This window comes from Pseudobacter ginsenosidimutans, assembly GCF_007970185.1.
Taxonomy (GTDB): domain Bacteria; phylum Bacteroidota; class Bacteroidia; order Chitinophagales; family Chitinophagaceae; genus Pseudobacter; species Pseudobacter ginsenosidimutans.
The window spans coordinates 5,413,230-5,425,288 of sequence record NZ_CP042431.1 but is presented as its reverse complement, the minus strand read 5'-3'; the positions used below and the strand labels follow the sequence as shown (position 1 = coordinate 5,425,288).

Annotated in this window: 8 protein-coding genes; 1 reads left to right on the top strand and 7 read right to left on the bottom strand. The window is 48.0% G+C overall.

The features are described 5' to 3' along the window. Positions 1–8: 8 nt before the first annotated feature. The 6 genes from FSB84_RS21265 to FSB84_RS21240 all read right to left on the bottom strand — a co-directional run bounded on the left by FSB84_RS21265 (position 9) and on the right by FSB84_RS21240 (position 10,222). The gene (locus FSB84_RS21265) at positions 9–731 is read right to left on the bottom strand and encodes a FadR/GntR family transcriptional regulator (RefSeq protein ID WP_130539891.1); all 723 of its coding nucleotides are present in this window, start codon (positions 729–731) and stop codon (positions 9–11) included. Between the two features lie 10 nt (positions 732–741). Next, positions 742–2,313 (bottom strand): hypothetical protein, encoded by a 1,572-nt coding sequence (locus FSB84_RS21260; RefSeq protein ID WP_130539890.1) that lies wholly within the window; start codon positions 2,311–2,313, stop codon positions 742–744. 30 nt (positions 2,314–2,343) lie between these two features. Then, on the bottom strand, positions 2,344–3,915 hold the full coding sequence (locus tag FSB84_RS21255; protein ID WP_130539889.1) for a RagB/SusD family nutrient uptake outer membrane protein: 1,572 nt from the start codon (positions 3,913–3,915) through the stop codon (positions 2,344–2,346). 19 nt (positions 3,916–3,934) lie between these two features. Continuing rightward, positions 3,935–7,141, bottom strand: a complete 3,207-nt coding sequence (locus FSB84_RS21250; RefSeq protein ID WP_130539888.1) for a SusC/RagA family TonB-linked outer membrane protein — start codon at positions 7,139–7,141, stop codon at positions 3,935–3,937. A 452-nt stretch (positions 7,142–7,593) separates the two neighbouring features. After that, entirely contained in the window at positions 7,594–8,235 is a 642-nt protein-coding gene (locus FSB84_RS21245) for a response regulator transcription factor (RefSeq protein WP_130539887.1), read from the bottom strand. After that, complete coding sequence (locus FSB84_RS21240) at positions 8,222–10,222, bottom strand: sensor histidine kinase (protein ID WP_130539886.1); 2,001 nt, start codon at positions 10,220–10,222, stop codon at positions 8,222–8,224. Before FSB84_RS21240 ends, FSB84_RS21245 begins: the two co-directional genes overlap by 14 nt. A gap of 158 nt (positions 10,223–10,380) precedes the next feature. Between FSB84_RS21240 and FSB84_RS21235 the strand changes: the two genes are divergently transcribed. Continuing rightward, positions 10,381–10,791, top strand: coding sequence for a hypothetical protein (locus FSB84_RS21235; protein ID WP_130539885.1), 411 nt, complete (start codon positions 10,381–10,383; stop codon positions 10,789–10,791). A 271-nt stretch (positions 10,792–11,062) separates the two neighbouring features. On the opposite strand, the gene FSB84_RS21230 is transcribed toward FSB84_RS21235, so the two are convergent. Beyond that, positions 11,063–12,055 (bottom strand): TlpA disulfide reductase family protein, encoded by a 993-nt coding sequence (locus FSB84_RS21230; RefSeq protein WP_130539884.1) that lies wholly within the window; start codon positions 12,053–12,055, stop codon positions 11,063–11,065. Positions 12,056–12,059 lie beyond the last annotated feature (4 nt).

The following is a 12,059-nucleotide window of genomic DNA, read 5'->3' as shown; positions in this document are numbered from 1 at the left end:
TTTAGAGGTTACCAGGTGGTTTTGGTCCGGCTGATGCGCAGGATATCGTCCAGGTGATTGGCCATGGCGAGGCCTGCTGCATCTGCATCCTGATCGGCAATAGCTTTCAGTATTTCATGGTGTTCGGCCATTGCTTCACCGCTCCGGTAATCGCCGCAGATCTTCTTTTCGATGATGTTGCGGATGATATCAGGCAGTAATAAAAGCAGCATGGATTCCATCACGGAATTCTTGGCCGCATTGGCGATACGGAGGTGAATGAACATGTCTTCCTGTACAGCGTTCTCCCTCGCGTTGATCTTTGCATCATAGGCGTCCACCGCAGCTTTGAGGGCAGCGAGATCATCATCGGTCCTGCGCTGTGCGGCCAGCCTGGCTGCATTGATCTCCATATAGTAACGCGCTTCAATAAGCGCAGAGAAATCATCCTTATTGAAATTGATGATATCGTTCAGGATCCCTTCCATCATCTGGATATTGTAATGGGCCACGTAGGTGCCGCTCTGGGGCGAAGTTTTGAGGAGCCCGTAGAATTCCAGTTTGCGGATGGCATCGCGCACATAGGTTCTGCCCACGCCGAACTTCTCGGCCAGGATGCGTTCCGCCGGCAGGCGGTCGCCGGGCTTCAGGTGCCCGTCGCTCATCAGTTGCTTCAACTGCCGGATGATCTTGTCTACCGGGGATTCTACTTCGATAGCTTTAATGGTTTCAATGATAGAAGATTGAGCCATATTTGTTGTTTTACTTTTGCTTCAATATATCGAAAGTGATGGTGGAAGTTGCCTGGTTGGGCACGGCCACAACATTCACGTTCACCACTCTGATCAGGATATTCTTCGTTACGCCGGCCTGGGTCACTGCTTTCACATAGAGCAGGGAGTTCTCCCTGAACGTGCCGCTGTTGGGCGCGCTGGCAGTGGGGGCCTGCACACCGGTAAAGAATGCATCGCTCAGGTCATCCATGCTCATCGCTTCCAGCCTGGGACGCAACAATGCATCCTGTGCATCTGTCAGTACCCTGAAAGTTGTTTTCATCAGGGTGGTGGCATTCGGCAACGGCGGATCCCAGTTGGTGCCATTGCACTTGAAGGTTGTGAGCGTACCAGACGAAATATTCGACGGATTCTGGAATGCCAGCAATGGCGTACTGTTGGTGAAGATCGCGAAATCGATCTTCGTATGCAGCTCAGGGTTAGCATTCGCATCACAGGGCCCGATCAGCGGATCAGCCAGATCGCCCGTAAAGAAACAGGTGGACGATGTGGTGGTGGCATTACCCTGCGCCATCATGGTCAGGTTCTTCCAGTAGTAATACGGCAGGATTTGCACATTTGCATTGGCGGTGGATGTACCGGTAGCATCAGTCACTTCCAGTCTGCAGCTGGTCACATTTTCAGCAAAGGGGAAGCTTGTTACCGTAAAACTATAATTGAATTCATTGGGTACGCTGTTTTCCAGCTCGGGTGTTACCACCTGGTGCAGGGTGCTGCCACCAGCCGTTACCACGTAGGCATTCACGGTAGTAAGGGCGGTGAAAGACTTGATAGTTCCCTTCACCTCCGGTGTTCCATCCGGCAATGCCACCTTCAAAGTGGTTGATGCAAAAGTAATCACTGGTTTGAAAGGAATATTTACAAACTGTACAACTTTTTCAGCTTTTAAGCCATAAATGTCCGTTACCTCGATCTTAAGCTGGCCTGCGCCGTCATTGTATTCATACTGGTAGTTCAGTTGGAGGTCCTTTGCATTGTTACCGGGAACAGTGCCTACCAGCTCGAAGTCACCATTGGCATTGTCGAAAATGTCCACTTTTGCAATTCCTGTGGGCGATGTGATCTTGCCGGTGATAGCGGTTACGCCTGTGAGATTGGGAGTGATTGTTTCCGGCACTTCGCCCACTACCGGTGCAGCGGGATCGAAATAATTAATGGCAATGATCTTCTCGATACTCGTATTATTATCCCTTACAGCCAGCACTTTCAAGCCTTTGGAGCCATTCATGTTCACGCCCGACCAGGATTCTGATTTCAATGCAAACTCATAATTGCTGCTTGCATCGTTCCTGAGAAAATCGATCTGCAAAAGCGTATCTGTTTTTCCCTGGCGCTGCAGGTAATAGTAAACTGTTCTCATTTCAAAATTGGCGCTGAGAGAACCACTTACAGTTTCATCAGGTTCAAATCTCTTGATGGCATTATTGTATACATAATCCTTTGCAGTGAGCGTTCCCTCAGGGATCAGTGTATCTTTTTTCTTACACATCACCAGCAGCAGCAAAGGCAGTAACGACAATAGTTTGAGTAATGATTTCATATGACTGCGTTCAGTGTGATTAAGGGTTGTTTAGTAGCCATCGTTTTGACCGATCTCGATCTCATTGTTCGTATCAAGCTCGCGTTGCGGGATCGGTAGCAAGGGACGTACCGCCAGGTTATCTTTCAGCTCCTGCAGCGGAACGGCAGGTTTGAACCTTTTGTAATGGCTATCGTACTCCGATTCGTAATACAGTTCCATCAGCTCTATGAACTTGCCGGTACGATGCAGATCAAACAGACGATGGTTCTCGAAGGCCAGCTCGATTCTTCTTTCCTCCAGCAATTTGTAAATGAAATTATCGGCCGTGATGGCCTCAGCGCCAGACTCCGGGTAGAGATAGAACTGCGCATTGAAATTACCTGCGCCGGGATAAGCACCGGCTCCTGCCCTTGCACGTACCCGGTTGATGAGGGCCACTGCTTCAGGGGTAAAGCCCAGGGCTTCAGCCTTCAGCAGCAGTACATCGGAAAAGCGCAGCACGGGAAAATCGTTCTCTGCATCATCTTTCACCATCACAGGGGAAATGAATTTCTTCACGTAAGTCAGTGCATTGTACCTGTCGATAGTAGCTGCTTTGCGCTTGTCAACAAATCCTGTAGCGGGAGCAATGTATTTCGCTTCCATATTGGCGGTAGGATAATTCAAACCCGAACCATTTCCATTAACGATAGTGCTGCCGCTGTTCAGGGCCGCAAAGGAATTGGCCATATGGTTGCCCAGCCCTGCCCCACCGGATTTGTAGCGGACAGCAAATATGATCTCTTTATTTACTTCGTTGGCAACAGAAAATACATCAGCATAAGAAGGCAGGAGATCATGACCACTGTTATCGATCACGTCGTTCAGGAGCGTGAGGGCTTCCGCTTTCTTATTGAGCTGAAGATAGAGTTTTGCCAGCAGGCTTTCTGCAGCCCATTTGGTAACATGCCCCAGGTCTTCCGTTTTCTGTGCACTGTAAGGCACTGTGGGGAGGAACCCAACAGCAGCTTCCAGGTCGGCTTCAATGAAATTCAATACATCGGCTACAGATGAGCGTGGGATCTTCTTCACCTGCGCAGGTGTTTGCTGATCAACGATGATGAAGATGCCGCCATACAATCTGACGAGGTTGTAATAATGATATGCCCTGATGAAGAGGGCTTCACCCGCCAGTTGTTTTTTCTGATCTTCCGTCATCACTGCCGTTCCCTCGCCCATGGTGGTCTGGCCATTCTCATATTTCACGCCCAGGCTTCTGAGCACATAATTGGCGCTGCGGATATTCTTATAAGCAGCAAACCAGTAATCGTATACGCCCGGGTGTATAGAGCTCTGTAAATAGGTATTCAGGTTATTGTAATTGATATTGGCAACGGCAGTACTGTTGGGAGCGCCCTGCTTGCTGATATCTGAGCGAAGCTCGGTAAGGCTCCATTCATTTTTGAGTGGCCCCTGCATACCGTTGTAAGCTCCTGTCAGAGCGGCTTTCACCTCGTCATAGTTCCTGTAATACTGGTCAACGGTAACGTTTGATTCCGGTTTCAGATCGATGATCTTGCTGCAGGACGAGATGCCTGTAGCAAGGAGAGCGATCGGAAGGATATATTTAAATGCTTTCATGATTGTAGTTTGATGCTGGTTAAAAAAGAATGTCAACACCGAATGTTACAGTTCTGCTCATGGGGAAACCGCCGCGCTGGTAGCCATCTATCAACGGTGATCCATAAACGCCTGAAGTTGTCCGGGCTTCGGGGTTCACACCGCGGTAGTTCTTTGCCCATACGAACAGCAGGTTCTCGCCCGCAGCATAAAAGCGGACATTGCCGAGCTTCAGTCTTTTCACCAGTTTTGCAGGAGCTGTATATCCGAGGATCACGCTACGCAAAGCCGCATAAGAACCGTCTTCAATTACATAATCTGTCACCATCCAGTCTACACCGTTGGTTGCGTATGGCGTTTTGCCATCACCGGGATTGGCGGCGCTGACCCAGCGTGATCCAGTATTGTAGCTCTTGTTGAAAAACCTGGATTCATTGTAAAAAGCATCGCCATTCAGGATCTTGTTTCCCTGTACGCCCTGGATCACCACATTCAGGTCAAAGCCCTTGTACTTCACATTGTTCACAAAGCCCCAGGTGAAATCAGGGAAGGGAGACCCTAATGTGGTCCTGTCTTTTTCATCGATATTCTTATCACCATTCACATCAACCAGCTTCAATCCGCCTGCTACGAAATATTTTGAAAAGGCATCACTCTTATATCCTTCGGCCTGTGCCTTGACGATATCCGCATCGGAAAGCCAGACACCATCGGTCTTGTAGCCAAAGAACTGAATGGAAGGACCGCCTGGAAAAGCTGCATAGGTTTCCTGGCGCTCGCCGATATTGTACTGATGCGGCTCTCCACCGAGATCGAGCAATGTATTCTTATTGGCAGAAAGATTAATGGAGGTAGACCATTCGATGTTCTTGTTCTTCACGTTGTGTGAAGTGAGCTCGATCTCGAATCCTTCGTTCCTTACTTTCCCGATATTGTTCCAGTACTGGTTGGAACCGGAAAAGCTCATGGTGCCTTGTTTGAACAGCAGGCGATCAGTTGTGCCGTTATAATATTCGAGGCTCATGGTGATGCGGTCTTTGAACAGTCCCGCATCGATGCCGGCATTGTATTGGAAGGTCCTTTCCCAGGTAAGGATATTGGGCAACACATCATTGTTGGGCGCCTGTCCGTTATTGACAGTACCAGTGCCGCCGCCAAAGGAATAGTTGGCAGGGTTCAGCAATTCCAGGTAAGCGAAGGGCTCAATCCTGTTATTACCGGTGGCGCCGTAACTGGTGCGGAGCTTCAGGTTGCTGAGCCAGTCGATATTTTCCATGAAAGGCTCGCTGCTGATCCTCCAGCCGAGTGATGCTGCAGGGAACCATCCGTATTTATGTCCTTTCGGGAAATAGCCGCTACCGTCTGTACGCAGTGAAGCAGACATCAGGTATTTACCTTTGTAATCGTAAGTGACACGGCCGAGATAACTCAAAAGACCAACCGGTGTTCTGAGTGTATAGGTTCCCGACATATCGATGGCCGTAGCGAGATTCAGAGTTTTGATATCGTCCGTAGGCAGGTTCATACCAGTGATCTGGTTCTCGCTGGTATTTGTCTTCTGCGCCGTGAAACCGAGCAAACCGGTGAAGTTATGATCACCAAAGCTCTTGTTATAGTTCAGTGTATTCTCCCATAGCAGGTCGATCATCCTGCGGATATTTTGAATGCCTTTGTTGGCAAGACCGTCCTGTTTTGAATTCTTTCCTTCGAAAGTGTTGGTCTCAGTTTGATTGAAATATACACTCAGACTGGATTTCAGGTCCAGGTTCTTCATGAAATTGATGCTGAGGTCAGCGCCTGTGAGTAAGCGATAATTGTAGGAATAACGCTCCTGCCTGTCGGCCACTGAACGTGGCGTATTATTACCGGAAGAAAAAGGGATCACTTTTCCTTCGGTCAGGTTCGGTTCATCATAACTGTTATAGAAGGAGCCATCAGGCAGGTATCCCTGGTAGGCCAGGTTGGAGAAATGTGCAGGCTGAGCCCAGTCGCCCTGACGTATATTCGCCCATGTTGGATTCTGGTTCACGAAAGCTGCAGTGGCCGCCGTATGTTTAACAGGAAGTCCTGAATAAAAACGATAGTAATCCGTAAAATTAACAGCAGGCAGTTCGGTTTTGGTATAGGAAGGATTGAAGTTGATACCAAACTTCACGGCCTTGCTGAGATTACCATCGATCTTGGCCTTCATGTTGATGCGATCGTATGAGTTGTGGATCATGATACCCTCATCATGCTGGTAGTTACCGGAAACATAATAACGGATCTCTTTGCCACCTGAAACACCGATCTGCACATTCTGCATCCTGGCATCCTGCATGGCTTCATTCTGCCAGTCTGTTCCCTGTCCGTTGCGCAGTGTGCTTTCTACCAGGTATCTTGCCAGCTCCTGCGGTGTTACGAGATTCTTATCTGCCGCCGAAACTGTTGGATCGTTTTCGCGCAGCGCCGCTTCCCTGTAGAGCTTTTCCGTATAGTCAGTGGTGCTCATGATCGGATGCAGTTTGTAAGCCGACTTCACACCGGTATAAGCTTTAACTGTATAACGTGGTTTATTGGTCTTGCCGCTTTTGGTAGTGATGATGATCACTCCATTGGCGCCTCTGGATCCATAGATCGCTGCAGATGCCGCGTCTTTCAATACTTCCACAGACTCCACATCGAAGGGGTTCACCATACTCAATCCATCAGGGACCGGATGCCCGTCCACCACCACCAGCGGATCGGAATTGGCGCTGATGGAACTTAGTCCGCGAACGCGAACGCGTGGACTGGTGCCTGTTTCCGAACTGAGATTCTGAACGGTAACGCCTGCGATCTTTCCGATCAGCGCTCTGTCGAGACTGCTGGTAGGGATCTCATCCAGGTTTTCATTCTTGAGTTTTGAGATGGCACCTGTCAGATGTGATTTCCGTTGTGCGCCGTAACCGATCACGATCACATCGTCCAGCACAGCAGAACTGTTCACCAGTTTGATGGTAACTGAATCTTTTCCATCGAGAGCCAGCAGCTGGGATTTATACCCTACTGCTGTGATCATGATGCTACTCGTTTTTAAACTGGGAACTTTGAGGCGGAAATTGCCATTGTCGTCAGTGGCGGCATAGGCGTTCTTGCCACCTGCCACACTGATGGTGGCTGCAACCGGGGCACCGGTTTTGGAGTCTGTTACACTACCTTTCAGGGTTTGGGCAGCCACAGGCAGGCTGAACAAAAGGCAGAGAAGCAGAAAGTTGATTTTTCCCATAAAGCAAGCTTGTTTGCATGACCCAATCGGAAGTCAGCGTTTGGGGGTTAACAATCGTTTCGTTTTGAATATCCCAACAAATTGGTTGACCAATTTCTGGATAACCAAATTTAGGCTTTTTACGATTCGACCAAAATATTTTTTTGCGGAGTTCCGTAATTGGATAAAGTACCCTGTATTGAAAACTGATTTTCAAAGCATTAAGAGAAAAAGAAAGATGAGGGAATTATGATCACCCATTGAGAATAGGGGATTGGCGCAAATACCTGATCAGTTAACTTCCATTGACGTGGTAGGTGCCGTACCGAAGGTACTACCTTAGTATTTTTTCGGCGCGCTTCAGACATCCGGTTAGAACGGAGGCGAAGAGTATTAGCAGCATAGCTAATTCCAGAAATAAGGTTTTTGAGTTCCGGCAAACATATCAAAAACAGTGGAAATCTCTAACTCTATTACACCAGTCCCTGCTGCACAGCCACTTTGATCAGGGCCGCCACATTATTCACTTCAAATTTCTGCAGAAGATTACGACGATGAGTTTCGATGGTAAGCTGGCTCAGGTTCAGTTTTTCCGCGATCTGCGGCGTGGTCATTCCATCTGAGATCAATGCGAGAATTTCTTTTTCTCGGCGCGTCAGCTGCGGCACCTCCTTGAGTTCATGTGCAGAAGGTCTTGCAATGATCTGCTTGATCTCATTACTGAAAGTGATCTGTCCATTCAATGCTTCATTGATGCAATTCAGCAATTCATCTGCCGATGCATTTTTCAGCAGGTAACCACTGGCGCCATTCTGCAGCATCTGCATAATGATGCTGCGTTCACTATGGTTACTGAGCGCCAGCACACAGGTGCCGGGAGAGCGTTTCTTGATCTCCTTGCAAAGCTCCATTCCATTGGAGTCCGGCAGGGAGATATCCAGCAGAACAATATCCGTTCTGTTCGTTTTCAGGTAGAGCAGGAATTCATTGCCGGACGTAAAAGTTCCTGCAACATTCAGATAATCCTTACTGCCCAGCAGTCTTTGCAATCCTTCGATCACCACAGGATGATCATCCACGATTGCGAGTTGTATCAGTTCACTATTCTGCAACATTCAATTCTATGTTTATGGAAGTTCCTTCATTGACAGTGGAATTGATCTCGAGCTTTCCGCTGAGATAATCCACGCGGTTCTTTACATTGCTGAGGCCGATCCCTTTGAAACTCCTGATGGCGCTGGTATCGAAGCCCCTGCCGTTATCTTCCAGGGTAATGAAAAATGTATCATTGTTCTGACTGCATTGCAGGAGAATCTCGCTGGCGTATGCATGTTTGATGGCATTGTTCAGCAGCTCCTGCACCACACGATAAATGGTGAGCTGCTTTTCGTGGGGAATATTGGAGCGGATCCCATAAGATTGAAAGCGGATATTCACTTTATCGGAGATTAGGTTTTCGCAGGCTTCTTTCAAAGCTGTTTCCAGTCCGAACTTCAGCAATGCTTCAGGCATCATGTTCCTGGCGATGCGGCGCAATTCACTGATAGAATGGTCAAGCTGGTCCACCACCCTGTTCAGGTCCTTCGTTTTGGTTTCGGTGGCCATACCCGTGAGGTTCATTTTCACTCCGGCCAAAAGTCCACCCAGTCCGTCATGCAGATCACCGGCCACGCGGCGCCGCTCCCGCTCTTCGCCCTGCAGCAATGCATGGCCCACATGTATCTGCTGCTGTTGCTCAATTTCCCGGAGCTGCTGCTGATGGAAAAGATCTTTCTGTTGCGACAGCCTCTTATTGTTACGCATATACAGGAACGTTACCACGGCCAGGATGAACAACAGTATACAGACCGAAGCAAGGAACCAGATCATCAGTCGTGTATTCCTGGCTGAGAGAGAGGATTTCTCGTTTTCCAGTTTCAGGGCATCGATGGCTTTCTGTTTTTCTGCATTCCCGTATTTGATCTCCATGTTGTGGATCTCATTTTTCAGGCGGCTGCCATTGATACTGTCGCTCAGCTGACTGTATCGGACAGACCATTCATAAGCGGGCTTGAAATTACCAAGTGCAGCCTGTGTTTCAGACATGCCTTTGAAAACTTCCAGTTTGCTGCTGAGCAGGGTCATCATCTCGGGTTGCTGCGAGAGCCAGTCCATTACCGAGGCCGCTTCCCTGTATCTTTTCAAATTGTGCAGCGCATAATATTTTTGCAGTAACAGTCTTTGCTCATCATAGGTCCTTCCCTGCTCCTTAGCTTTGGCAACACCACTGTCTACACTCACCAGCGCTTCCCTGTATTGTTTCATCGCCACATTGTAAAGCGCTTCTGCCGAATAGTAATCCACAATCAAATGATCATTGGGCTTGCGGGTAAGCCATGCCATGGCGCTGTCCAGCACCGGCTTTGCCATTTCATGATTGCCGCCCAGCACATAGTTCTCGGCAAGCGTGGTATAGGCATTGATGAGGTTCAGCGTGGAATTGTTGGTGGCTTTGTTCGATTTATGGGCAGATAAAGTGTTGATTGCATCCAGGAGATAAGTGGTGGCTTTATCGTATTGCTGCGTATTCTTGAATACGATGGCAAGATCGAGATAGTTCTTGCCAAGATAAGCTGTATCCTGCGCCTGCTGCGCCAGCGGAATGCTTTCATCGATCATGATCCTGGCGAAGCCTTCTTCATCTCCTTTCGCCTGTTGCAGGATGCCGTAATTATGCCAGGCCTGGGAGCGGAAGCTGAGCGCTTCGCGTGTATCGAATACTTCGAGTCTTTTAATGGCTTCCTGGAAGGACCTTTCACTGGAAGCGATGTCTGACTTCATATAAAACAACACGCCTTCATAGAAATATGAGAGTGCAAGCTGATAAGGATACTGCTTTCCGGCGATCCTTGCGAGGTCTATGAACTGCTGGCTCTTACTGGTATCACGGGCAACCCAGTAGTAGGAAAGCAGTAGTGCTGCAGCGGATTTGCTGCTGTCGTTCCCATTCTGCACAACTGCATTCAAACTGTCTGTATACCTGTTTGGTTTCGCCGGCAATTGTGCAAAGCAGCAGGCGGAAACAAAAAACATGAGGGTGGTGAGACGGATTTTCTGCATCATGGGAGCAAATAAACAATAATTGGGCTTCAAAAATCAAATAGTGGAAAAATACCGGGAAACAGGTAGTTGAAAAACCATGTTTCATAGGATTGGAACGCAGTTACGACGCCAATATTTTTGCAGTTAATTATCGTATCAGCTATTAAAACTATTCGAAGATGAAGACACCATTATTGAGACACCCTATGAGATTTTTTACGCTTTTAATGGCAGTAGCGCTGCTCGGAACTTCCTGCAGTAAGGATAAAGACGACAAAAAAGACAGCGGCTTTCCACGCACTGTAACCGTAGAGTACAAAGTGAGCAGCAACAGCGGCCTGAACAAAGCCGATATCATGTTCACCAATGAAACATTGGGTGAGACAGATATCAACGATGCTGCCATTCCCTTCAACAAGAAAGTGGAAATCAAATTGACCGAGCCTGTAGGCATCGGCCTTACCGGCGCCTCTTTTGTTGGTGGCAACCTGAAACTGGAGATCATTGTGAACGGTAAATCCGTAGCTGCCCAGGAATTCAACAGCAACTCAACTACTTCAGGCATCGTTTCACATTCCTTCGTACGTTAATTACTTTTGTAATACCAACCTGTGTAAGGCCGTTCCACCTGGAGCGGCCTTCGCTTTTTTGTTGGATCACCGAAGCTGTTAAGTGAACTGCCCCATCCGTTAAACGGACATTCCTTCACATCGCTTCCCTCCTTTTCTTTGTGTGGTCAATCTGAAACATATTCAGGTTTCTTTAAGGTAATAAGGGCTATCAAGGGTGTTATTTTGATTCAAAAAGAAAGGGGTTGACCGCTAAAGTCAACCCCTTATCGAACTACAGAAAAAAAAAGACTTATTTGTGTTCGGAAAGCAAACGGTCCAGTTCGTTCTCCAATCTTTCTTTCTTATAGAAATCAAGTTCAGCCACTACTTTCCCATCAGGCCCGATGATCACCATATAAGGGATCGAGCTGAAAAGGAAAGGAGTTTTCAGTCCGGCATCGCTGAAGCCATGCTGGCCCAGCCCCTGGTGCCAGGGCATCTTTTCTTCCATCACCGCATTCTTCCAGAGATCAACTTTATCATCAACCGAAACACTGATGAACGCTACACCTTTCGGTGCATAAGCCTCGTAGGTCTTTTTCAGTTTTGGAATGAAATACCTGCAAGGTCCGCACCAGGATGCCCAGAAATCCACTACCAGCAATTTGCCGGCAAAGCGGTCCCAGGAAAACTGTTTACCGTCCACATCCGTTAAAATAGCCGCCGGAGCGGGTTTACCGGTGAGTGAAGGCCTCAGTTCCGGATCGAACATGGCTTTAACTTCCTGTCCGAATATGGAGGCTTTCACTTCAGCGCTGAGCAGTTCATACAGCTTGCCCAAATCATCAGGCTTATCCTTCAGGTACATCTTCAACAGCCAGGCAGAGAAAGGATCTGCAGGATATTTTCTAACAAACCCTTCCGGCGATAATTTCTCTTCGATGAATTTCAATCTTGAAGCATTCAAAGCACCTCCCTTCACGGAAGTTTCGTTGAGGTCAGCGAAGGAGGTCTCGATGGAATAATCCGTATTCTCCAGGAAAATACTCACTTTTTTTGTACTGATGTACACACTTATCATTTCAGGCTGGCTTATTTTTCCCTTCAGTTCAAATTCGCCATTCACGATCCTGATCCTTTCAGGCATTACATCCTGCACAGCTTCGCCATCATGCTGATGCGCATCGATCCTGGCATAGCCGCTGATGATGCCCGGCACTTTTCCTTTGATCACAAATCCCTGTGCAAAGGAAAAAGCCGGAAGAAGCATCATCATCAGAACATATACTATTCTGTTTTTCATGTGC

What these genes read in the sequence shown, in the direction of transcription:
- FSB84_RS21265 (WP_130539891.1), bottom strand. Translation starts at nt 731, where the DNA reads ATGGCTCAATCTTCTATCATTGAAACCATTAAAGCTATCGAAGTAGAA.
- FSB84_RS21260 (WP_130539890.1), bottom strand. Translation starts at nt 2,313, where the DNA reads ATGAAATCATTACTCAAACTATTGTCGTTACTGCCTTTGCTGCTGCTG.
- FSB84_RS21255 (WP_130539889.1), bottom strand. Translation starts at nt 3,915, where the DNA reads ATGAAAGCATTTAAATATATCCTTCCGATCGCTCTCCTTGCTACAGGC.
- FSB84_RS21250 (WP_130539888.1), bottom strand. Translation starts at nt 7,141, where the DNA reads ATGGGAAAAATCAACTTTCTGCTTCTCTGCCTTTTGTTCAGCCTGCCT.
- FSB84_RS21245 (WP_130539887.1), bottom strand. Translation starts at nt 8,235, where the DNA reads ATGTTGCAGAATAGTGAACTGATACAACTCGCAATCGTGGATGATCAT.
- FSB84_RS21240 (WP_130539886.1), bottom strand. Translation starts at nt 10,222, where the DNA reads ATGATGCAGAAAATCCGTCTCACCACCCTCATGTTTTTTGTTTCCGCC.
- FSB84_RS21235 (WP_130539885.1), top strand. Translation starts at nt 10,381, where the DNA reads ATGAAGACACCATTATTGAGACACCCTATGAGATTTTTTACGCTTTTA.
- FSB84_RS21230 (WP_130539884.1), bottom strand. Translation starts at nt 12,055, where the DNA reads ATGAAAAACAGAATAGTATATGTTCTGATGATGATGCTTCTTCCGGCT.